At 72.8% G+C, this 20,471-nt stretch carries 20 protein-coding genes and 1 riboswitch; of the genes, 9 read left to right on the top strand and 11 right to left on the bottom strand.

Annotated elements, in window-relative coordinates:
- Position 1: 1 nt before the first annotated feature.
- The 4 genes from ACIBN2_RS04345 to ACIBN2_RS04330 are packed head-to-tail and all read right to left on the bottom strand — an operon-like array spanning position 2 to position 3,231.
- Positions 2-427, bottom strand: a complete 426-nt coding sequence (locus tag ACIBN2_RS04345; RefSeq protein ID WP_399132602.1) for an ATP synthase subunit C — start codon at positions 425-427, stop codon at positions 2-4.
- A complete protein-coding gene (locus ACIBN2_RS04340; RefSeq protein WP_399132601.1) occupies positions 424-1,863 on the bottom strand; it encodes a V-type ATPase 116kDa subunit family protein in 1,440 nt (479 codons plus the stop codon). Before ACIBN2_RS04340 ends, ACIBN2_RS04345 begins: the two co-directional genes overlap by 4 nt.
- Complete coding sequence (locus ACIBN2_RS04335) at positions 1,847-2,764, bottom strand: hypothetical protein (RefSeq protein WP_399132600.1); 918 nt, start codon at positions 2,762-2,764, stop codon at positions 1,847-1,849. Before ACIBN2_RS04335 ends, ACIBN2_RS04340 begins: the two co-directional genes overlap by 17 nt.
- Complete coding sequence (locus ACIBN2_RS04330) at positions 2,761-3,231, bottom strand: hypothetical protein (protein WP_399132598.1); 471 nt, start codon at positions 3,229-3,231, stop codon at positions 2,761-2,763. The genes ACIBN2_RS04335 and ACIBN2_RS04330 overlap by 4 nt, the downstream gene beginning before the upstream one ends.
- Before the next feature lie 184 nt (positions 3,232-3,415).
- Here ACIBN2_RS04330 and ACIBN2_RS04325 point away from each other — a divergent pair, with 184 nt between their 5' ends.
- The 4 genes from ACIBN2_RS04325 to ACIBN2_RS04310 all read left to right on the top strand — a co-directional run bounded on the left by ACIBN2_RS04325 (position 3,416) and on the right by ACIBN2_RS04310 (position 9,020).
- On the top strand, positions 3,416-4,276 hold the full coding sequence (locus tag ACIBN2_RS04325) for a CBS domain-containing protein (RefSeq protein WP_399132596.1): 861 nt from the start codon (positions 3,416-3,418) through the stop codon (positions 4,274-4,276).
- A 323-nt stretch (positions 4,277-4,599) separates the two neighbouring features.
- Positions 4,600-4,742: riboswitch (TPP riboswitch) on the top strand.
- Positions 4,743-4,879: 137 nt separating this feature from the next.
- Positions 4,880-7,711, top strand: coding sequence for a cation-translocating P-type ATPase (locus tag ACIBN2_RS04320; protein WP_399132595.1), 2,832 nt, complete (start codon positions 4,880-4,882; stop codon positions 7,709-7,711).
- A complete protein-coding gene (locus tag ACIBN2_RS04315) occupies positions 7,708-8,367 on the top strand; it encodes a potassium channel family protein (protein ID WP_399132594.1) in 660 nt (219 codons plus the stop codon). The genes ACIBN2_RS04320 and ACIBN2_RS04315 overlap by 4 nt, the downstream gene beginning before the upstream one ends.
- Positions 8,364-9,020, top strand: a complete 657-nt coding sequence (locus tag ACIBN2_RS04310; RefSeq protein ID WP_399132593.1) for a potassium channel family protein — start codon at positions 8,364-8,366, stop codon at positions 9,018-9,020. Before ACIBN2_RS04315 ends, ACIBN2_RS04310 begins: the two co-directional genes overlap by 4 nt.
- A 29-nt stretch (positions 9,021-9,049) precedes the next feature.
- Here ACIBN2_RS04310 and ACIBN2_RS04305 read toward each other — a convergent pair whose 3' ends face one another.
- The 3 genes from ACIBN2_RS04305 to ACIBN2_RS04295 all read right to left on the bottom strand — a co-directional run bounded on the left by ACIBN2_RS04305 (position 9,050) and on the right by ACIBN2_RS04295 (position 12,764).
- On the bottom strand, positions 9,050-9,589 hold the full coding sequence (locus ACIBN2_RS04305; RefSeq protein WP_399132592.1) for a DUF2231 domain-containing protein: 540 nt from the start codon (positions 9,587-9,589) through the stop codon (positions 9,050-9,052).
- A 155-nt stretch (positions 9,590-9,744) separates the two neighbouring features.
- Positions 9,745-10,209, bottom strand: a complete 465-nt coding sequence (locus ACIBN2_RS04300; protein WP_399132591.1) for a cyclic nucleotide-binding domain-containing protein — start codon at positions 10,207-10,209, stop codon at positions 9,745-9,747.
- A 170-nt stretch (positions 10,210-10,379) separates the two neighbouring features.
- Positions 10,380-12,764, bottom strand: coding sequence for a phosphoketolase (locus tag ACIBN2_RS04295; RefSeq protein WP_399132590.1), 2,385 nt, complete (start codon positions 12,762-12,764; stop codon positions 10,380-10,382).
- A 50-nt stretch (positions 12,765-12,814) separates the two neighbouring features.
- Between ACIBN2_RS04295 and ppk2 the strand changes: the two genes are divergently transcribed.
- The gene (gene ppk2, locus ACIBN2_RS04290) at positions 12,815-13,618 is read left to right on the top strand and encodes a polyphosphate kinase 2 (RefSeq protein ID WP_399132589.1); all 804 of its coding nucleotides are present in this window, start codon (positions 12,815-12,817) and stop codon (positions 13,616-13,618) included.
- Positions 13,619-13,623: 5 nt separating this feature from the next.
- On the opposite strand, the gene ACIBN2_RS04285 is transcribed toward ppk2, so the two are convergent.
- Together ACIBN2_RS04285 and ACIBN2_RS04280 are read right to left on the bottom strand one after the other, a co-directional pair.
- The gene (locus ACIBN2_RS04285; protein WP_399132883.1) at positions 13,624-14,505 is read right to left on the bottom strand and encodes a universal stress protein; all 882 of its coding nucleotides are present in this window, start codon (positions 14,503-14,505) and stop codon (positions 13,624-13,626) included.
- 28 nt (positions 14,506-14,533) lie between these two features.
- Positions 14,534-15,439: a universal stress protein gene (locus ACIBN2_RS04280; RefSeq protein ID WP_399132588.1), complete on the bottom strand. Its 906-nt coding sequence runs from the start codon at positions 15,437-15,439 to the stop codon at positions 14,534-14,536.
- 232 nt (positions 15,440-15,671) lie between these two features.
- Between ACIBN2_RS04280 and ACIBN2_RS04275 the strand changes: the two genes are divergently transcribed.
- Positions 15,672-17,366 (top strand): SulP family inorganic anion transporter, encoded by a 1,695-nt coding sequence (locus ACIBN2_RS04275; protein ID WP_399132586.1) that lies wholly within the window; start codon positions 15,672-15,674, stop codon positions 17,364-17,366.
- Between the two features lie 7 nt (positions 17,367-17,373).
- Here ACIBN2_RS04275 and ACIBN2_RS04270 read toward each other — a convergent pair whose 3' ends face one another.
- Positions 17,374-17,589 (bottom strand): hypothetical protein, encoded by a 216-nt coding sequence (locus ACIBN2_RS04270; RefSeq protein ID WP_399132585.1) that lies wholly within the window; start codon positions 17,587-17,589, stop codon positions 17,374-17,376.
- Between the two features lie 200 nt (positions 17,590-17,789).
- Here ACIBN2_RS04270 and ACIBN2_RS04265 point away from each other — a divergent pair, with 200 nt between their 5' ends.
- The gene (locus ACIBN2_RS04265) at positions 17,790-18,254 is read left to right on the top strand and encodes a cyclic nucleotide-binding domain-containing protein (RefSeq protein WP_399132584.1); all 465 of its coding nucleotides are present in this window, start codon (positions 17,790-17,792) and stop codon (positions 18,252-18,254) included.
- Between the two features lie 23 nt (positions 18,255-18,277).
- On the top strand, positions 18,278-18,937 hold the full coding sequence (locus tag ACIBN2_RS04260) for a CBS domain-containing protein (protein WP_399132583.1): 660 nt from the start codon (positions 18,278-18,280) through the stop codon (positions 18,935-18,937).
- 22 nt (positions 18,938-18,959) lie between these two features.
- Here the strand turns inward: ACIBN2_RS04260 and ACIBN2_RS04255 are convergent, their stop codons facing one another.
- Entirely contained in the window at positions 18,960-19,556 is a 597-nt protein-coding gene (locus ACIBN2_RS04255) for a hypothetical protein (RefSeq protein ID WP_399132582.1), read from the bottom strand.
- A gap of 213 nt (positions 19,557-19,769) precedes the next feature.
- Between ACIBN2_RS04255 and ACIBN2_RS04250 the strand changes: the two genes are divergently transcribed.
- Positions 19,770-20,471: a response regulator gene (locus ACIBN2_RS04250; RefSeq protein ID WP_399132580.1), complete on the top strand. Its 702-nt coding sequence runs from the start codon at positions 19,770-19,772 to the stop codon at positions 20,469-20,471.

Below are 20,471 nucleotides of genomic sequence, written 5' to 3'. Positions count from 1 at the left end.
GTCAGGTCTTTCCGATCAGGATGATGGCGACGACCAGGCCGTAGATGGCGATCCCTTCGGCGAGGCCGACGATGACCATGGCCCGGCCGAACAGCTCGGGCCGTTCGCTGAGCGCCGCGATCGCCGCGGCGCCCGTGTACGCGACGGCTATCGCGGCACCGATCGAGGCTCCGGCGACCGCGATGGCGGCGCCGATCAGGGCCGCCGAGCCCGTGCCGGAGCTCTGTGCGGCGGCGGCCGTGGCGGTGTGCGCCTGTGCCGCGCCGCCGCTCAGGGCGACGAGCAGGAGCGCGAGGGCCCCGGAGAACAGCACCGCGTCCGTCGCGAGGATCCACCGCAGCGCCGCCTTGTCACGACGGCGCAGCAGTCGTCGAGTGCCGGCGAACGCCGCGGCGAGCACGGGGAGTGCGATCAGCCAGGCGATCATGTGGTCACCTCCATGACGTGTGGGGCGGGTGGGGATACGGCCGGTGCCTCGGTGGGCACGTGCCAGGGGCGGAAGGGCCGGCCCTCGGCGTCGAAGACCCGGGAGAACAGCTCGTAGAACTCCAGCCGCAGGGCCTGCACGCCCGCGACGAGCGCCTCCAGGGCGAAGGTGAGCGCGTTGCCGAGGACGAAGACGAGACACCCCGCCACGACGCCCGCGGGCCCGGACCCGGTCAGGGCCGTGGTGCCCTGCCAGACGACGGCGCCCAGGGCGGCGTGGGTGAGGCCGAAGGCCGCGAGCCGGGCGAAGGACACCGTGTTCGAGCCGATGCGGATCACCACGTCGAAGAGCTGGACGCCGGTCTGCAGGGCGCCCGAGGCGCCACCGCCGGAGGCCGTGAACAGCCCGGTGCCTGCCAGCACCAGCCCGGCCAGCACGAGCAGCGCGCCGCACACCACGAGGACCGGCAGGTGGGTGACGGCGCCCGCCGCGAGGACCGCGAGACCGAGGAAGACCGCGGCTCCGGCGATGCCGGACGCGGCGTACAGGGCACGGCTCGGGCCGCCCTCGCGCCATCGGTTGACGATGCCCGCGGCGTAGGCGAGGGCGAGCAGGACCGCGCCGACGGCGATCGCGGCGCCGAGCAACCGCATGGGTTCGTCGAGGGGGTCGAGCCACAGCACGGGCAACACGCCGGTGGGGCCGAAGAACTCTCCGTACGCGAATCCGGCGAGCGTGCTCGTCACGCCGGCTCCGGCCAGGAACGGCCAGAGGGGCCGCAGGGAAGCCAGGCGACGCGGCCGGCCGGCTCGCAGCACCAGGGCGCCGAGCAGCAGCAGGAGTCCGTGGCCGGCGTCGCCGAACATCATCCCGAACATGGCGACGTAGGCGATGCCCGCGGGCACGGTGGGGTCGACGTCGGTGTACGGGACGGTGCCGTAGGTGCGCACCAGCGGGACGAGGGAGCGCCGGACGGTGCTCGTGTCGTCGAGCCGGGTCGGCGGGTCGATGCCGCGTGGTGCGCGCAGCGGCACCAGGGCGCCTCCGGCCTGCGCCAACCGGGCCGACAGGTGCCGTACTTCGGCCGCGGGGCACCACCCGGCCAGTGCGGCGACGGTGCCGTGCCGTACCGCCGCCTCGCGGTAGGCCTCGAGCTGGGCCTCGCCCGTGAGCAGGTCGGCCCGGCCCGCCTCCCGGAGCGCGTCGAGGTCGGGTGCCGTGGGCGACAGCAGGGGGCTCACGGGGCCGGAGCCGAGCGCCTGGAGGTGGCGGGCGGCCGGTCCGGGCGTGCCGTGGCCGGGTTCGCCCGCTCCGTCGAGTTCGACGCAGCCCGCGTCGGCCACACACACCAGGGCGTCCCGCAGCACGGCGCGGGGGGCGACGACGGCCACCCGCCGCATGCGCGCCGGTGTCAGGGAGTCAGCCCAGGAGTTCATCGAATGCCTCCAGCGCCCGGCCGCCGTGGGCGGCGCACTCCAGACCGGCGCGGACGCGCCAGGCGTCGGCGCTCAGCACCGCCACCGCGCCCACGACGGGCGTGAGGGCGAATCGCGCCTCGTGCAGCAGCCGCAGACCGTCCCGCTCGACGGTGCTCCACCAGCGCGCCTCGGCCCGCCACAGGTCGCCGGGCCGCTCGATGCACTCCAGTGCCCACTTGGCCGGCGGCGACAGGCGGGCGCGGAACTCGTCGAAGGCGGTCGCCCGCACCGCCGCCGTGCCGAGCAGCCGGGCCGCGTGCCGTGTGGCCGGCCGGCGACCGGCGACGAAGGTCTCACGAGCCCACAGCAGGGCCGCCTCGCCCGCCGCCCAGCGGGCGGCCGCGGGGAGGTTCGCCGCGGTGCGGGCGGCCGCCGACCACCGCATGGCGGTGATCATCGCCGCGGGCGCATCCGATCCGGGATCTCCCCACGGGGAGGCGGCGAGTTCGGCCCGCAGCTCCGCCGGACTGCCGGACCGGGACAGCCGGGGCCAGACCGTCGACAGCGCCCCCAGCCGGTACGGCGGTGGCTGCGGCGCGCCCGACATGGCGCGCAGCCGGTGCCGGGTGTTCGCGATCTCGAAGGGCGACGCGAGCAGGCGTACGGCGGCGGAGCCGGGCCGTGGCTGCCAGCCGGCCAGTACGCGCAACTGCCACACCAGGGCGTCCGTGACCGCCCGCTGGGCCTCGGCGATGCCTGCCTCGACGTCGAGCCCGCGGCGGTACGAGGTGGCGGCCAGCGCCCGCAGGGCGTCCGGCAGGCCGGGCGCCGTGGCCAGCCCGCGCGCCGTCGCGGGGCCGGCGCGGGCAGCGGCCATGGCCTCGGCCCGGGTCACCCCGGCGACCCATCCGGCGCTCACGACGATCCCTGGTCCCGTCCGTCCGGCTCCGCGCCGGGCGGCCCGGTCAGTTCGCGGACGGCCTGTGCCGTCAGGCGTGCGGCCAGGTCGTGGGTGCGGTCGAGCGCACGCTCACGCATCTCCGCCACGGCACGCGCAGCCTCGGTGTCGGCGCGGGCCGCCTCGGCGCGCGCCTCCTCGCCGAGCCGGGCGGCGGTCGCACGCCGGACTTCCTGGGCGCGTTCCCGCGCCGTCCCGACGATGCGCTCGGCCTGCCGCGCCGCCGTACGCCGACGTGCCGCGGCCTCCCGCGACGCCGCCTCCCGTACGGCGGCGGCCTCGGCGGCGGCGTCGTCCAGCAGGGCAAGCGGGGGCTCCAGTTCGGCCGCGAGTTCGGCGGACCGGTCGGCGGGTACGGCGCCGCCCACGGCGGGGCCGGGTGAACCGGCCGGCCGGAAGCGCGCGAGGAACTCGCGGAACCCAGGCATGACGAACCTCCGAGCCCGACCACGGCGTCCGCTGGTGGCCTGTTCTCACGCTACGAAAGGGGCGCGGCGGCCCACAGGGGCCGATTGACCTGCGGAAGGGGCCGGGCGGCCCTGTGCCTTTCGACGGCATGGGCGGGATGGTGAGCATAGGAGGCGCGTTGCGCGCGGACCACGGGAGGTTGCCATGAACGACCGTGACGCCCGGGAAGCAGGCGCGGCATCGGTGGAGGCACGCCGTTCGGTGCCCACCGCCGCCCCGAAACCGGCCGAGGAGTCCCGTCAGAACATGATGGTGCGCTATCTGCAGGCCATGGCCTCGCACGCGCACACCGAAGAACCGTCTCCTCCCGCGCGCACCATGACCGGCACCGCCCGGCATGACGTCACGCGTCCGGCGACGATCGCGGACCTCCAGATCAGCCACATCGCCAAGCGGACCGCGACCGGGGTCGCTCCCGACACGCCCTTCGCGGACGTCGCCCGCATGCTCGCCCGCGAGCAGCTGGGAGCCGTTCCCGTCGTGGACGCCGACCGACGCGTCGTCGGCGTGGTCGCCGAGTCCGACCTGCTGGCCAGGGCGGTCGCCCTGACCTCCGCGGACGAGCACACCGGCGCACTGGACAAGCTGCTCGGCCGCAGGTCGCGGGGCCTGGGCGCCGGCGTCACGGCCGCCACGCTGATGTCGACACCGGCACTCACCGTCCACCCCTGGACCCCGGTCGTCGAGGCGGCGCGTACCGCTGCCCGCTCCCGGATCAGGCAGGTGTACGTGATCGACCACAAGGGCCGCCTCGTGGGTGTCGTCAGCCGCAGCGAACTGCTGCACGCCCTGGTCCGGGACGACGCCGCCATCCGCGCGGAGGTCATCTCCCACGTCCTGCGGGACGAACTGAAGATCGATCCGGGCAGCGTGCACGTGCAGGTCCAACACGGCGTCGTCGTCCTCACCGGCTCCCTCGACGTGGACCTGGTGCCGCGGCTGACCGACGCGGTGGCACACATTCCGGACGTGCTCGAGGTGGCGGACCACCTCACAGCGGTCTGAGCCCGCGTACCCGCCCCGCACGCTCCACGGAAGCCCACGCCGACCAGGGAGGTCCGCGTCGACCAGCCCACCGAGGCGGGCGGCACGGACGTGGCGCCGGCGCCGGCGCCGGTCGAAGCGGTCGTCTCGCCTGCACCGTGCACAACACGCTGTGCCTGCCGCCACGGGTCGGCATCGGGCTGGAACCGCCGAAGCTCTGAGCGCGGCGCCGCGACGGGCCGGACGTCTCCACATCGGGGCCGACCGGCCCATGCCGGCGGCCCGTGCCGGACCTACGCTGAAAGCAGCCTGCGGGGCGAGCGAGGGAGCCCGTCCGGAACGGCCGCCTTCGACAAGGGAGTCACTGCCCCTGTCGGAAGAGGCCATCGACGGACGGACTGAGAGGCCGGAAGGTCACAGGACCGGACGGCGACCTCCAGCACCTGATCCGGACCATGCCGGCGAAGGGAGCCCACCTCGCAGGTTTCGTCATGTCCGCGAGGGGCTGTGGTGCGGCGGGCGCTGGGCAGGTCCGCCCCTTCCTACGGGCCGGGTGGCCCATGGCGGGTCCGGCTCCCGCGGCGAAACGTGGACGGGAGAGCCGTCCTACAAGCTGGGGGTCCGGTGCCGAGTCGTCTCACAGCGCGTGCCCCGGCCGCCCGTACCGCACGGGCGACGGGCACCGCCTCGCCGCATGACGCGTCCGCGACGCCGGTGCAACGGCTGCGTGCGGACGAGGTGTTCACCGCCTTCGGCGGGTCACCGCGTGGGCTGTCCACCGGTGAGGCGGGCGCGCGGCTGGAGACGTACGGTCCCAACGAGCTGCCCCGCCCGCGCCGCAAGGGCGTATGGCGGCGCTTCGCCGCCCAGTTCACCGACCTCTTCGCCCTCGTCCTGATCGCGGCGTCGGCGCTGACGTTCCTCGCCTACGCACTGCAGGATCCCCGCGACGTCGGCAATCTGCAGCTGGCCTTCGCGATCCTGGGCGTCGTGGTGCTGAACGCGGTGATCGGCTTCGCGCAGGAGTACTCGGCCGAGCGGACCGCCCAGACGCTGCAGGCCATGGTGCCGCACACCTGCCGGGTGCTGCGGGACGGGGAACGCCTGGAGCTGCCGTCCGCCGCGCTCGTGCCGGGCGATCTCGCCGTCCTGGAGGCGGGCGACGCGGTCCCCGCGGACTGCCGGGTCGTCGAGGCCCATGGCCTGTCGGTGAACAACGCACCGCTGACCGGGGAGAGTTCGTCGGTCGGCAGGGTCGGCGAGCCGACCGCGGCGGACACCGCCCTGGACTCCCGCAACTGCGTCTTCATGGGCACCACGGTGGTGGCCGGGTCGGGCAAGGCGGTCGTCTACGCGATCGGGGCGTCGACGGAGTTCGGAAGGATCTTCCGGCTCACCGACGAGGCCCCGCTCCAGAAGACGCCCCTGCAGCGCGAGGTCGCCGTCATGGCGCGGCGGGTGGCGGCGCTGGCCGTGGGGATCGGCGCGGGCATGTTCGCGCTGCGCCTGTGGACCGGGCAGCCTCTGGTGTCGGCCTTCGTGTTCGCGCTCGGGGTGATGGTCGCGCTGGTGCCGGAGGGGCTGCCCGCGACCCTGTCGGTGTCGCTGGCCATCGGGGTGCGGCGGATGGCCCGCCGCCAGGCTCTGGTGAAGAAGCTGCTGGCGGTGGAGGCCCTGGGCTCCACCACCGTCGTCTGCACGGACAAGACCGGCACCCTCACCCAGGCCGAGATGACGGTCACCCGGATCTGGAGCGACGGGACCTGGCACGAGGTGTCCGGCGTGGGGTACGCGCCGGCCGGCGACGTGTCCGACGCGGAGGGCCTGGGTGAGCTGCTGCGCAGCGCGGTGCTGTGCACGGACGCCCGGCTGGTGCCCCCGGCGGGCGCCGAGGGCTGGCGCGTGCTCGGCGACACCACGGAGGGCGCGATCCTCGTCGCGGCGGCCAAGGCCGGTCTGCACCCGGCCGCGGAGAAGGAAGCGGCGCCGCGCATCGGCGAGTTCCCCTTCGATCCCGTGCGCAAGCTGATGAGCACCGTCCACCGGACACCCGCGGGTGACCTCCTGTGCGCCAAGGGCGCACCGCAGGAACTGCTCGCCCGGTGCCGCCGCATCCGCCTGCACGCTGCCGAGCACGAGCTCGAAGCCCCGCTGCGGGACGGCGTGATCGCCGCCAACGACACGATGGCGGCACAGGGTCTGCGGGTGCTGGCGGTGGCCGTCCGTCCGGTCGGCGAGCCGCCGGGCACGGCGGAGGAGGCCGAGTCGGATCTGACCTTCCTGGGTCTGGTCGGCATGCTCGACCCGCCCAGGCCCGAGGTCGCCGAGGCGGTGCGGGCCTGCCACCGGGCCGGCATCCGGATCGTGATGCTGACCGGGGACCACCCTCTGACGGCGGAGGCGATCGCCCGCCGCGTCGGCATCGTGACCGGCCCCGCGCCCACCGTCGTGACCGGTGCCGGGCTGGACGCCATGGACCCGGCCGCGCTCGACGAACTGCTCGCGGCACCGGGTCAGTTGCTGCTGTGCCGGGTCAGCCCGGAGCACAAGATGCGGGTGGTGGCGGCACTGCAGGCGCGCGGTGAGGTGGTGGCGGTCACCGGGGACGGGGCCAACGACGCTCCCGCCCTCAAGCACGCCGACATCGGCGTGTCCATGGGCGCCACCGGCACCGACGTCGCCCGCGAGGCGTCCGAAATGGTGCTGCTGGACGACTCGTTCGCCTCCATCACCGCGGCCGTGGAACTCGGGCGGTCCGTCTACCGCAACATCCGCAAGTTCCTCGCCTACCTCTTCAGCCACAACATCGCCGAGCTCGTCCCGATCCTCGCCGCGGCGTTCGCCGGCTTCCCGCTCGTTCCCCTGACCGCCGTGCAGATCCTGGCCATCGACCTGGGCTCGGACGTGCTGCCCGCGCTGGCGCTGGGAGCCGAGCCGCCCGAGCCGGACACCATGGACCGCCCGCCCCGCTCCCGCCGCGAGCGCCTGTTCTCCGCCGAACTCGTGCGCCGGTTCCTCTTCCTGGGCGCCGTGCAGTCGATCGGTGTGTGCACGGTGTTCTTCTGGCAGGTGCACGCCTCGGGGATCCCCTACGCGGACTTCACCAGCGACGACCCCGTCTACCGCAAGGCCATCACACTCACCCAGGCGGCGATCGTGGTGAGCCAGTTCTTCAACGCCCTCGCCGTGCGCACCGACCGGCAGAGCGTGTTCACCGTCGGGCTGTTCTCCAACCCCCGCCTGATCGCGGCGGGTTGCTTCGGCATCGGCTTGATGGCCGCGATCAGCTACGTGCCCCTGCTGCAGGACGTGTTCAACACCGCGGCCCTGAATGCCGTGGACTGGGCCGTCCTCGTCGGCTTCGGCGTCCTGCTGCTGGCCGCGGAGGAGGCCCGCAAGTGGTGGGTGCGCCGCAGGCCGGCGCCCGCCGTGACCGGAAAGGAGACCACGCCATGAGGGTCATCGTGGTGGGCTGCGGCCGGGTCGGCTCCCAGCTCGCCGTCCAGCTGGTCAACGAGGACCACGACGTGCGCGTCATCGACCGCGAGCCGAGGACCCGGCGGCTGCTGCCCCCGGGCTTCGCCGGCCAGTTCCTGCACGGCAACGGCTTCAGCCGTACGCTGCTGGAGTCCGCCGGCATCGCACTCGCCGACGCGTTCGTCGCCGTCACCTCCGGCGACAACACCAACATCGTCAGCGCCCGCACCGCGAAGGAGACGTACCGGGTGCCGATCGTGCTGGCCCGTATCTACGATCCCCGGCGCGCCGACATCTACCGCGACCTGGGCATCCCGACGATCGCCAGCGTGCGCTGGACGGTGCACCAGCTGCACCAGATGCTGCTGCACCGCCATCTCACCCCGGAGCTCGACTTCGGCAACGGCGAGACGCTGCTGATGCGCTCACGCCTGCCCGCCTATCTCACCGGGCGGCAGCTCGGCGGTCTGGAGGTGGACGGCGAGATCCGGGTCGTCGAAGTGACCCGGGGCGGACGGTCGTTCCTGCCCACGCCGCACACGCCCGCAGAGGCGGACGATCTGGTCACGTTCGCCGTCGCCGCCGACGCCCTCGGCCGGCTGCGCGGCTTCCTGGACAAGGAGCTCGGGACATGAAGGTCATCGTCGCCGGGGCCGGACGCCTCGGCACCCAGATCGCCCAGGTCCTGGGCGCCGCCCGCAACCAGGTCACGCTCGTGGACCGGGACGACGACCGGATCGCCGCGCTCGAGGGGCGTGTGCCCGCCGAGTTGTGCGTCGGTGACGCCTGCGAGCCGGCCGTCCTGGAGGCCGCGGGCGCCCGCGCCGCCGACCTGGTCGTCGCCACCACCGGCGAGGACGAGGACAACCTGGTCGTCAGCCTGCTCGCCAAGCGACAGTTCAAGGTCGCCCGGGTCATCGCACGCATCAACGACGACGAGAACGCCTGGCTGTTCGACCGGCACTGGGGCGTCGACACCGCCGTACCGGCCGCGGCACCCCTCGTGTCCCTGGTCGAGGAGGCGACCAGCGCCAGCGACACGGTGGCGCTGCTGCGGCTGAGCAAGGCGGGCGTCGACGTGATCGAGACGACCATCGGGCCGCAGTCCAGCGCCGCCGGCCACACTCTCGCGGACATCGCCATGCCGCACGGCATCGTGGTGGCCACCGTCGTCCGCGCCGGTGATCCACTCGCCCCCACGCCGGAACTGGAGCTGCGGGAGGGCGACGAACTCCTCGTGGTCTCCCACACCGCCACCCCGAGCCAGGTGCACGCGGTGTTCCAGTGATCCGCCGTGGGAGCGGATCCTCGCCGGACTCAGCCGTCGTCGCCGTCGCCGCCGCCCGACGCCGTCTTGGAATAGCCGTCGTGCCAGGCGGCCTTCGCGCCCGAGTCACCGATGCGGTACACGTCCACGACGGCTCCTGCGGCGATCACGACCGACAGCACCGCGGCCGCCACGCGTACCGGAGCGGCGGACCAGCGAGTGCCGCGCCCGCCCCCGGCCCCGTCCACGTCTCCGTCCGCGGACGCGGTGGTGCGGCGGGTCGCCCACCAGACGACGACCGCCAGCACGAGCAGGCCTCCGGCCCACGGGAGCATCCCGTCACCGAGCTCGGCGTGCCGGCGTACCAGGGAGTTGCTGTCGACGTGTGACTCCAGCCACTCCCCCGCCTGCGTGGTGAGGGGGACGCTCGCGAGCGTGACCAGGGCGAGCAGCGGCAGCACGATGCCCATGCGCCGTGCCGCCGCCGGCCAGACCGCGCACAGGACGAGTGCCAGTGCGGTCAGGGGCACGAGAACGACGACGAAATGCACGAGCAGGACGTGCGCGGGCAGGCCGTTGACCAGGCTCATAAGACTCCTTCAGCAGGTTGGGCGCATGATTTTTTCGATCAGCGCGCCACCCTGGCACAGGAAGTTCTCAGGTTCTTCTGAGAGCGACGCTTTCTTGTCAGCGCCATACCTTCTTGCGGGAGCAACGCCGCAAAGCGCCACTGCAAAGCGCCGGTTCAGCCCCGGGCTCCGGCGCCGTAGGGCGCGTACAGGTCGAGCAGCCGGGTGCGCGCCGCACCCAGCCTGCGGTTGACGGCCTCGCCGACCCACAGGGCGATCCAGCGCCCCATCTCGGGATCGTCCTGGCACATCCGCCGCACGGCCTCGGCGTCGAACTCGTGGGCCCGCACCGGGCCCACCGTCCGGGCCCCGAACCGCCACCGGTACGGCCGGTACAGCCAGGAGCAACCCAGGAGTGCACCGGACTCCACGGTGTCGATGACGGCCGCGCGGCGCCCGGGCACCTTGGTGTCGAGGGCGACGGTGCCCGACTCGACGATCCAGAAGTGATCGGCCCGGCCCCCCTCCACGAACAGGCGGGTGTCCGGCGGGAAGCGCACGTCGTGCGCCATGCTCATCAGCCTGCCCCGGTACACGGCGGGGAGCTTCCTGGTCGTCAGGGGTGTGATCGCGGTGGTCATGGCTGCGCCTCCTCCTGTGCCGGGCCGGCACGGCGGTCGTCGCGGGGACGTCGCCTGTCTTCAGCGTCGGTCACGGCCGGGGGCACCACATGGGCCGATCGGTCCCCGTCACGAGGGCCGACGGGGCCCTGTGGAGGCGGGCCTGCCTCCACAGGGCCCTTCGTCCCAGGTCAGCCGTTCCAGGCCCAGTCCGCGACCTCCGGCAGGTCCGTGCCATGGATGCGGATCCAGTCGTGGTGCCGCAGACGGGCGTCCTCCATGCGCTGGCGCACGGCCGCGGCACGCACCGCGAGTCCGGGCACCCGGTCGATGACGTCCATGACCAGCCGGTAGCGGTCCAGGTCGTTGCGGACGACCATGTCGAACGGCGTGGTCGTGGTGCCGGACTCCTTGTAGCCGCGCACATGCAGGTTCTTGTGACCGGCGCGGCGGTAGGCGAGGCGGTGGATGAGCCAGGGGTAGCCGTGGTAGGCGAAGATCACCGGCTTGTCCTTGGTGAACAGGCCGTCGTACTCGAAGTCGTTCATACCGTGCGGGTGTTCCTCGCGCGGCATCAGCCTGGCCATGTCGACGACGTTGACCACGCGGACCGCGAGCTCCGGCAGGTGGCGGCGCAGCAGTTGGGCGGCGGCCAGCACCTCCAGCGTGGGCACGTCGCCGGCGCAGGCGAGGACCACGTCCGGTTCGCCGCCGTTCTCGTTGCCGGCCCACTCCCAGATGCCGGCTCCGCGGGCGCAGTGGGCGCGGGCCTGGTCCATGGACAGCCAGTCGAAGCAGGGCTGCTTGCCGGCGACGATCACGTTCACGTAGTCCCGGCTGTGCAGCGCGTGGTCCGCGACCGACAGCAGGGTGTTGGCGTCCGGCGGCAGGTAGACGCGTACGACCTCGGGGCTCTTGTTGAGGACGTGGTCGACGAAGCCCGGGTCCTGGTGGGAGAAGCCGTTGTGGTCCTGGCGCCAGACGTGCGAGGTCAGCAGGTAGTTGAGCGAGGCGATCGGGGCGCGCCAGGGCAGCTGCCTGGACGTCTTCAGCCACTTGATGTGCTGGTTGACCATGGAGTCGACGATGTGCACGAAGGCCTCGTAGCAGGAGAACAGGCCGTGCCTGCCGGTGAGGAGGTAGCCCTCCAGCCAGCCCTGGCAGGTGTGCTCGGAGAGGATCTCCATCACGCGCCCGTGCCGGTCGAGGTGCTCGTCCACGGGCAGATGCTCGGCCTGCCAGGCCTTCCCGCTGGCGTCGAAGACGGCCTGCAGCCGGTTGGAGGCGGTCTCGTCGGGGCCCACGAGGCGGAAGTCGCGGCGGGCGGAGGTGTCCTCCATGACCTTTTCGAGGAGGTCGCCGAGGACCCGGGTGGGCTCGTGCAGGGTCGTGCCGGGCTTGTCGACGGGTACGGCGAATTGGTCCAGCGAGCGGATGGGCAGGTCGCGTACGAGCAGTCCGCCGTTGGCGTGCGGGGTGGCGCCCAGGCGGCGGGCGCCCTCGGGGACGCACGCCAGGGCGTCGGCGACGGGACGGCCGTCGGTGTCGAAGAGCTCCTGCGGGCGGTACGAGCGCAGCCACTGCTCCAGCTGCCGCAGATGCTCGGGGTTCTCGCGGACGCCGGCCAGCGGAACCTGGTGGGCACGCCAGGTGCCCTCGACCGGCACGCCGTCGACCTCGGCGGGACCGGTCCAGCCCTTCGGGGTGCGCAGCACGATCATCGGCCAGTGCGAACGCTCCGCCACCCCGTCCTCGCAGGCCGACTGCTGCAGCAGCCTGATGCGCTCCAGCGCGGTGTCCATCGCCTGCGCCATCGCGCGGTGCACGGTGGCCGGGTCGTCGCCGCTGACGTGGATCGGCGCGTGCCCGTAGCCGCGCAGCAGCTCGTCCAGTTCATGCTCGGGCAGGCGGGCCAGCACCGCCGGGTTGGCGATCTTGTAGCCGTTGAGGTGGAGGATCGGCAGGACGGCGCCGTCGTGGACCGGGTCGAGGAACTTGTTGGAGTGCCAGGAGGCGGCCAGCGGCCCGGTCTCCGCCTCACCGTCGCCGATCACGCAGGCGACCAGCAGGTCCGGGTTGTCGAAGGCGGCTCCGTAGGCGTGCGAGAGCGAGTAGCCCAGTTCACCGCCCTCGTGGATGGAGCCGGGGGTCTCCGGCGCCACGTGGCTCGGCACCCCGCCGGGGAAGGAGAACTGGCGGAACAGCCGCTCCATGCCGGCCCCGTCCCGGCCGACGTTCGGGTAGGTCTCGCTGTAGGTGCCCTCCAGCCAGGAGTTGGCCAGCACGGAGGGGCCGCCGTGGCCGGGCCCCCAGATGCACAGGGCGTCGATGCCGCGAGCCTTGATGACACGGTTGAGGTGGGTGTAGACGAGGTTCAGGCCGGGCGAGGTGCCCCAGTGGCCGAGCAGGCGCGGCTTGATGTGCTCAGGACGTAGGGGTTCCCGCAGCAGCGGGTTGGCCATGAGATAGATCTGTCCGGCGGCCAGGTAGTTGGCGGCACGCCAGTGCAGATCCAGGGTGCGCAGCTCCTCGTCGGTCAGTACGGTGCTGCTGTCCTGGTGTTCGGCCTTGGGCATCAGGGACTCCGGAAGTCATCGACGTGTATCAACGGGTGATGGAGGGCGGCATGGCCGGGAAAAAAGAGGCGGCGCTGCCGCGCAAGACGTATGAGAAGGAACTGCTGCGCCTGCAGACGGAGTTGGCGAGGCTGCAGGAGTGGGTGCGCGCCGAGGGCGCCCGGCTCGTCGTGATCTTCGAGGGGCGGGACGCGGCGGGCAAGGGCGGCACCATCAAGCGGGTCGCGGAGCATCTCAACCCGCGTGTGGCCCGGATCGCGGCGCTGCCCAAGCCGACCGAGCGCGAGCGCACCCAGTGGTACTTCCAACGCTATGTGGAACATCTGCCGGCCGCAGGGGAGATCGTGCTGTTCGACCGGTCCTGGTACAACCGGGCCGGCGTCGAGCGCGTGATGGGCTTCTGCACCAAGGAGGAGTACCAGCTCTTCCTGCGGCACTGCCCGATCTTCGAGCGGATGCTGGTGGAGGCCGGGGTCCTGTTGCGCAAGTACTGGTTCTCGGTGAGCGACACCGAGCAGCAGGAGCGGTTCAGGCGTCGGCTGGAGGACCCGCTGCGGCGCTGGAAGCTGTCGCCGATGGACCTGGAGTCGATCACCCACTGGGAGGCGTACTCCCGGGCGAAGGACGAGATGCTGGTGCACACGGACATCAGCGAGGCGCCGTGGTTCGTCGTGGAGAGCGACGACAAGCGCCGGGCGCGGCTGAACATGATCGCCCATCTGCTGAGCACGGTGCCGTACCACGACGTGCCGCCGCCCGTGCTGAAGCTGCCGGACCGGCCGGCGTCGACCGGCTACCTGCGCACGCCGCGCGATCTCCAGAACTACGTCCCCGACCACACGGCAAGCCTGTAAGCGGATCACTGCGCCCGCACCTTCTGCGGCACCACGGCCACCGGGCAGGCGGAGTGGTGCAGCACCGCGTGGGCGACGCGGCCGAGCTGTATCCCGAAGTGCCCCTCACGGCGCTTGGCCCCGACGACCAGGAGGTCGGCCCCGTGCGAGAGGTCCGCCAGCACCTTGCGGGCGGGGCCCTCGACGGTGCTGCGGCGCACGTCGGCGTCCGCGGGGACGTCCTTCAGTGCCCACTCCAGCGCCTCCACGGCCCGCTCCTCGTGCAGCCTGGCGGGCTCGCCGGCCATGAGCGGGTGGTCGGTGGTCTCGTGCGCGGGGCACCGCCAGGCCCGTACGGCCTCCAGGGGCACCTCCCGGCGGCGCGCCTCGTCGACCGCGAAAAGCACGGCCGGCGACTCCGTGGCGTCCTCTCCGACGCCCAGGAGGATCCGTCCGCGGGCTCCCGGCACCGCCTGCTTGTCGTGGCTGCCGCGCAGCACGATCACCGGGCAGTCGGCCTGCGCGGCCACGCTCAGGCTCACGGACCCCAGCAGGAACTCGGCGATGCCGCTGCGGCCGCGGCTGCCCACCACCAGCGCGGACGCCTGCCGTCCCTCGCGCACGAGGGCGTACTCGGGCTCCTCCGGCAGCACCACGCGGACCACCGTCAGGTGCGGATGGCGGGCGAGCGCTCGCTTGGCGGCGTGGTCGACGACGTCCTGGGCGAGCACTTCCTCGGACGGCTTGCCGAGGTCCGCCGAGAGCGAGCCGCCCTCGTAGCGCTCCCACAGCGAGGCGTAGACGACCCGCAGCGCCACTTTGCGCAGCACGGCCTCGTCCGCCGCCCAGTCGACGGCCCGCAGGCTCGGCTCGGAGCCGTCCACGCCCACGACCAGGGGGAGTTCCATCATCGGTCCGTCTCCTCGGGGTTCGACGTCAGTTGTGGGCCACGACCGCGACGGGCGCGGCGGCGTGGTGCAGGGCGGCGTGGGTGACGTGTCCGATGTGGGTGCCCAGGGGGCTGCGGCGCACGCGGCGGCCGACGACGACCAGCGAGGCCGCGACCGAGGCGTTGACGACGTGCAGTGCCGGACTGCCGAACCGGCATTCCTCGGTGACCTCGACGTCGGGGTACTTCTGCCGCCAGGGGCGCAGTGCCTCGGTCAGCGCCGTGGCCTCACGCAGGGCGACGGAGCTGTGCTCCGCCAGGTCGCCCGACATGCCGTACGCGTAGTAGGGGGGCGGGTTCCAGCCGTGGACCACCGTCAGGGACGTCCCACGGCGGCCGGCGGCGTCGAAGGCGAACCCCAGCAAAGTCTCGTCGGGGTGCTTGGTGTCGAGGCCGAGGACGACGGGCCGGAAGGGCGCGGCGGCCGAAGGGACGCCCGCCGGGTCCGGCTCGTGCTCGTCGGCGGCCTGTTCGCCGGCCCGGACCAGCACCACGGGACGCGCGGCGTGCGCGACGACCGAGAGGCCGACGGAGCCGACCATGAAGCCGCCGATGCCGCCCATCGCACGCGAGCCGAGGACGAGCAGGTCGGCGTCCTGAGCCGCCTCGGCCAGCGCCTCGGCGGGCCGCCCGCTCGGCTGCTCCGTGCTCACCTCCAGGCCGGGATGACGCAGCCGGACGCCTTCGGCGCTCTCGCGCGGTATCCGCTCGGTCCAGTGCTGCATCGTCTCTCCGCCCACCAGCGGGGCCTGTGCCATGCGCTCCGGGACCGGCTCCCGCACATGAACGATCTTCAACGGCAGGTCACGCAGCTTCGCCTCACGTGCCGCCCACTCCACCGCGGCGCGGCTCTCGGGCGAGCCGTCCAGACCTGCGACAACCGTGCGCACCATGGTTCGCCTCCTGATCGGTACCTGTCTCCAGCGTGGGTTCTCGGGGGTCCGGCACTGCAGGGGCCGCAGGTCCCTGGCCGGGACCGACCGGCCCCACACCCGCGTGCCGGGCCGACGGTCTCCATGGGCTGAACGGCCCCATCGGCGGACTGTGTTGTACTGCCGCAGCACCACCTCTCGCGACCGGGGGCGGTGCGGTGGATTCTTTGAGCAGGGCGGCGAGAGGAGACGCATGTCCCGCGCCTCGTGGTGGCGCCGCACGGCGCCCGGCATCGCCGCGCTGGCCGGTTACCGACGCTCCTGGCTGCGTGGGGACCTGCTGGCGGGCCTGACCGTGGCCGCGTATCTCGTGCCGCAGGTGATGGCGTACGCGGGCGTGGCCGGGCTGCCGCCGGTCACCGGGCTGTGGGCGATCCTGCCCTCGCTCGCGCTGTACGCCCTGTTCGGCACGTCCCGGCTGCTGTCGGTGGGCCCCGAGACGACGGCCGCGCTGATGACGGCGACCGTGGTGGCTCCGCTGGCCGGCTCGGACCCGGGCCGCTACGCCACGCTGGCCGCCACGCTCGCGGCAGCCGTCGGTCTGTTCTGCATGGCCGCCCGCGTCCTGCGTCTGGGCTTCGTCGCCGACCTGCTGTCCCGGCCGGTCCTGATCGGCTATCTGTCGGGCGTCGCACTGATCATGGTGGTGGACCAGCTCACCAAACTGACCGGAGTGCCGACCACGGGCTCGAGGTTCTTCCCGCAGCTTTGGTCCTTCGCGGGAAATCTGGGGCAGGCCCATCCGGCGACGGTGGTCTTCTCCACCCTCACCATCGCGTTCCTGTTCTCGGTCGCGCGATGGCGTCTCGTGCCCGGACCGCTGCTGGTGGTGCTGCTGGGCACCGTGGCCGTGACGGCCTTCGACCTGGACACCGAGCACGGCATCAAGGTGATCGGCGCCGTCCCGGCGGGCCTGCCCGCCTTCGCGCTTCCGGACCTGACGGAGCTGCCGGAGCTGGCCCTGCCCGCCCTCGGCGTGCTCCTGGTCGCGTACACCGACTTCATCCTCACGGCCCGGGGCTTCACCGCGCCCGGCGACGACGGCTCGGATCTGGACGCCAACCAGGAGTTCCTGGCCCTCGGCGCGGCCAATCTGGGCGCCGCCTGTCTGCACGGATTCCCGGTGAGCAGCAGCGCCAGCCGCACCGCGCTCGCCTCCTCGTCGGGAGCGCGGAGCCAGGCCTACTCGCTGGTGGCCGGCGTGATGGTCATCGCGGTACTGCTGTTCCTCAGCCCTCTGCTGGCCCACACGCCGTCGGCCGTCCTGGGCGCGATCGTCGTGTACGCGGCCACCCGGATGATCGACCTCGCGGGCTTCCGCCGCCTGGCGTCCTTCCGGCGGCGTGAACTGCTGCTGGCGCTCGGCTGCCTGGCCGGTGTGCTGACCCTGGACATCCTCTACGGGGTCCTCGTCGCCGTCGGCATGTCCGTGGCGGAGCTGCTGAGCCGGGTGGCCCGCCCGCACGACGCCGTCGAGGGACTGGTGCCCGGCGTGGCGGGCATGCACGACGTGGACGACTACCCGCTGGCCCGCACCGTCCCGGGCCTCCTGGTCTACCGCTACGACTCGCCGCTCTTCTTCGCCAACGCCCAGAACTTCCATCGCCGGGCGCTGGCCTCGGTGGACGAGCAGACCGAGCCCGTCAGGTGGTTCCTCCTCAACACCGAGGCGAACGTGGAGGTGGACATCACCGCGCTGGACGCGGTCGACCAACTGCGCCAGGAACTCACCCGCCGCGGGATCGTGTTCGCCCTGGCGCGGGTGAAACAGGACCTGCTGGACCAGCTGGAGGCGTACGGCCTCGCCGAGGCGGTGGGCAGGGACATGATCTTCCCCACCCTGCCGACCGCGGTGGCCGCGTACCGCGAATGGAGCCGGGAGCGCTAGGGCCTGGTCAGCTCTTCACGAGCGGACGGCCGGCGGTCGGGTGCGGTCGACGCGTCGTCGTTCCGGTCGGCGTGGTGTCCGGGTAGCGCCGCTCGGCACGGCGCAACTGCCGGCGCAGATACAGCGCGTCCAGCGCCGCACTGAGCACGAAGGTGACGGCCATGGCGGCCACCAGGAGGACCGCGAACTGCCGCCAGAACTCCGGCGTCAGGCTCGTACCCATGATGACTCCCCTCTTGGGCTGCGTCCGGTGGAGCTCTCTCACCACCATCGAACCGCCGGACGCCGCTTGGCACAGGGTGCCGGCAGGGCGGCGCGGGACGCCGGACGGCCTGTTCCTGGGGCCGGGTGGCCCCTGGATCCCCGCAGGCGGCGGGCCCACGCTGGCAGTGGAAGTCCCGTACGCGTTACTGGAGGCGCGCCATGAACGCTCCCGCAACGATGAGTATGCCGCGGGCGCTGTCCGCCGAGCACCGGCAGCGGCTGATGCGGCTCGCCCGGGAGGTGTCGTACCCCGTGGGCGCCCGGCTGTTCGAGGAGGGCGGTCGGGCCGACCGGTTCTGGATCATCCGCACGGGCACGGTCGACCTCGACATGCGCGTGCCCGGCCGCCGCGCCGCCGTCATCGAGTCCCTGGGGCACAACGAACTCCTGGGCTGGTCCTGGCTGTATCCCCCGCACTCCTGGCACCTCGGCGCCGAGGCGTCCTCCCCGGTACGGGCCTACGAGTTCGACGCCACCACCGTGCGGACGATCTGCAGGGAGGATCCCGACTTCGGCCGGAGTGTGGCCGAGTGGGTGGGCATGGTCGTGGCGCACCGGCTGCAGGCGGCCCGCATCCGGCTGCTGGACCTGTACGGGCCCTACGGCAGCGGGAGCGCGCGGTGAACACGGGCGCTCAAGCAGGCGCCGTGCATGGGTCGCCGCACATCGTGAGTGACGTGATGACCCGTACCGTCGCCACCGTCGGCCGAGGGACCGCCTTCAAGGACGTCGTGCGGATCATGCAGGACCGCAAGGTCAGCGCCGTGCCCGTGGTGGACGCGGCCGACAGGGTCCTGGGGATCGTCTCGGAGGCCGACCTGCTGCCCAAGGAGGAGTTCCGCGACAGCGACCCCGACCGCTCCACCCAGTTGCGCCGGTTGTCCGACCTGGCCAAGGCCGGCTCGCTCACCGTCGAGGAGCTGATGACCTCTCCCGCCCTCACCGTCCTGCCGGACGCCACCCTCGCGCAGGCCGCGCGGGAGATGGCGCGGGCACGGGTCAAGCGGCTGCCGGTCGTCGACGCCGACGGGCGTCTGGAGGGCATCGTCAGCCGGGCGGACCTGCTGAAGGTCTTCCTGCGCGACGACGAGGAGATCGCCGAGGAGATCCGGCGTGAGGTCGTCTCCTACCTCTTCCACACACCGGAGTCCTCCGTGATGGTGGAGGTGCGGGACGGTGTCGCCACGCTCGCCGGGCGGGTCCGCGACACCTCGCTCGTGCCGGTGGCCGCACGTCTGGTGAGGGCGGTCGAGGGCGTCGTGGACGTGGAGTTCGCGCTCGACGGACCGGACGGGTCCGCCGTCTGAGCCGTGCCGCATCCGGGCGGCCTCAGCCGGTGGTGTGCCCCCAGTGACGCCCCACCTGGTCCCACTCGACGCCCCACTTCTCGGTCGCGCGCCGTTGCACGCGCAGCCGGACCAGACCCCCGCAGGCGAGGACCGTCACTCCGGCGACCAGTGCGACTCCGGTGCCGGCCAGCACCACGCGGGTCGCCGCCTCGGCCGCCGACACGGGCGGTGCCACCAGGCGGCCGTGGGCGTTCGTCCACGCCTGCACGGTGCTGCCCGGCCGGGCGGTCGGCTTCACGTTCATGACCCCCGTACGGGTGGTCGCCCTGCCGTCGCGGACGTCGCTCCAGCGCACCGTCGCCACCACCCGGTCGTACCTGATGCCGGTGACGACGTCCCGTCCGCTCCCCGGCACGGTCTTCACCAGCACCGCCGTCACCGGACGGCGGCCCGTCCGATCCTCGTCCACCGTGTGCTGCGCGGCCCGCGCCCCGACGATTCCCGCGACGACCGACGCCACGGCCGCGACCGCCCAGGCGGCCAGCACGATCCACGCCTCCAGCACGTCGCTGCGGCGCCGCAGCGCATTGCTGCGCCACCGCCACCCGAAAACCTTCGCGCGTCTCACCTTCCGCATCGGCCACACCCCCTTAACGGCGCAATGAGGACGGACACACCTAAACAGTCTCACCAGATCACCGTCGGCGGGAGGGGCCGGCGGACCAACGGCCTCCCGAACCGGGGAGTGGGGCCGGTCGGCCCTAGTGCGTTGGGCCCAGGCGCGTGATGATCGTCATGACGTACGGCCCGCAGCCCCGTGCGTCCTCTCTCCCGGCATCAAGGGGTCGACATGGCCGAAGCACGCACCTTCTCAGCGCAGGACCCGATCCGGGTCTTCCTCCTGGACGACCACGAGGTCGTCCGGCGTGGCCTGGCGGACCTGCTGGACGCCGAACCGGACATCTCCGTCGTGGGAGACGCCGCCAACGTGGAGCACGCACTGGTCCGGGCTCCCGCGGTGCGTCCGCACGTGGCCGTCCTCGACGTGCGCCTGCCCGACGGGGACGGCATCTCCGTCTGCCGCGACCTGCGCAGCCGTATGCCGGAGCTGGCCGTGCTGATGCTGACGTCGTTCGACGACGAGGAGGCGCTGCTCGACGCCATAATGGCCGGGGCCTCGGGCTATGTGCTCAAGCAGATCCGGGGCTCGGACCTGGTCTCGGCGGTGCGCACGGTCGCCTCGGGTCAGTCGATGCTCGACCCCGCCACCACCGCTCGGCTGATGCGCTCCCTGCGGGCCGAGCCGGCCGAGACGCCGGCCGTCGCACCGGAACTCGCGGGCCTGTCGCCGCGCGAGCGGGAGATCCTCGCGCTGATCGGGGACGGACTCACGAACCGCGAGATCGGCAAGCGGCTCTACCTGTCCGAGAAGACGGTCAAGAACCACATCTCCCGGCTGCTGGCGAAGCTGGGCGTCCAGCGACGCGTCCAGGCCGCGGTGCTCGCCACCCACCTGGAGCAGCCGGAGCCGGAGGAGCGCCCCGTGCGCTGA

The organism is Streptomyces sp. NPDC050534, assembly GCF_044457745.1.
GTDB lineage: Bacteria > Actinomycetota > Actinomycetes > Streptomycetales > Streptomycetaceae > Streptomyces.
The sequence above is the reverse complement of the archived record's forward strand: the minus strand, read 5'-3'. Positions and strand labels throughout refer to the sequence as shown.

What these genes read in the sequence shown, in the direction of transcription:
- ACIBN2_RS04340 (WP_399132601.1), bottom strand. Translation starts at nt 1,863, where the DNA reads ATGAACTCCTGGGCTGACTCCCTGACACCGGCGCGCATGCGGCGGGTG.
- ACIBN2_RS04330 (WP_399132598.1), bottom strand. Translation starts at nt 3,231, where the DNA reads ATGCCTGGGTTCCGCGAGTTCCTCGCGCGCTTCCGGCCGGCCGGTTCA.
- ppk2 (WP_399132589.1), top strand. Translation starts at nt 12,815, where the DNA reads ATGGCCGGGAAAAAAGAGGCGGCGCTGCCGCGCAAGACGTATGAGAAG.
- ACIBN2_RS04300 (WP_399132591.1), bottom strand. Translation starts at nt 10,209, where the DNA reads ATGACCACCGCGATCACACCCCTGACGACCAGGAAGCTCCCCGCCGTG.
- ACIBN2_RS04285 (WP_399132883.1), bottom strand. Translation starts at nt 14,505, where the DNA reads ATGGAACTCCCCCTGGTCGTGGGCGTGGACGGCTCCGAGCCGAGCCTG.
- ACIBN2_RS04270 (WP_399132585.1), bottom strand. Translation starts at nt 17,589, where the DNA reads ATGGGTACGAGCCTGACGCCGGAGTTCTGGCGGCAGTTCGCGGTCCTC.
- ACIBN2_RS04280 (WP_399132588.1), bottom strand. Translation starts at nt 15,439, where the DNA reads ATGGTGCGCACGGTTGTCGCAGGTCTGGACGGCTCGCCCGAGAGCCGC.
- ACIBN2_RS04295 (WP_399132590.1), bottom strand. Translation starts at nt 12,764, where the DNA reads ATGCCCAAGGCCGAACACCAGGACAGCAGCACCGTACTGACCGACGAG.
- ACIBN2_RS04275 (WP_399132586.1), top strand. Translation starts at nt 15,672, where the DNA reads ATGTCCCGCGCCTCGTGGTGGCGCCGCACGGCGCCCGGCATCGCCGCG.
- ACIBN2_RS04345 (WP_399132602.1), bottom strand. Translation starts at nt 427, where the DNA reads ATGATCGCCTGGCTGATCGCACTCCCCGTGCTCGCCGCGGCGTTCGCC.
- ACIBN2_RS04310 (WP_399132593.1), top strand. Translation starts at nt 8,364, where the DNA reads ATGAAGGTCATCGTCGCCGGGGCCGGACGCCTCGGCACCCAGATCGCC.
- ACIBN2_RS04305 (WP_399132592.1), bottom strand. Translation starts at nt 9,589, where the DNA reads ATGAGCCTGGTCAACGGCCTGCCCGCGCACGTCCTGCTCGTGCATTTC.
- ACIBN2_RS04250 (WP_399132580.1), top strand. Translation starts at nt 19,770, where the DNA reads ATGGCCGAAGCACGCACCTTCTCAGCGCAGGACCCGATCCGGGTCTTC.
- ACIBN2_RS04265 (WP_399132584.1), top strand. Translation starts at nt 17,790, where the DNA reads ATGAACGCTCCCGCAACGATGAGTATGCCGCGGGCGCTGTCCGCCGAG.
- ACIBN2_RS04315 (WP_399132594.1), top strand. Translation starts at nt 7,708, where the DNA reads ATGAGGGTCATCGTGGTGGGCTGCGGCCGGGTCGGCTCCCAGCTCGCC.
- ACIBN2_RS04325 (WP_399132596.1), top strand. Translation starts at nt 3,416, where the DNA reads ATGAACGACCGTGACGCCCGGGAAGCAGGCGCGGCATCGGTGGAGGCA.
- ACIBN2_RS04255 (WP_399132582.1), bottom strand. Translation starts at nt 19,556, where the DNA reads ATGCGGAAGGTGAGACGCGCGAAGGTTTTCGGGTGGCGGTGGCGCAGC.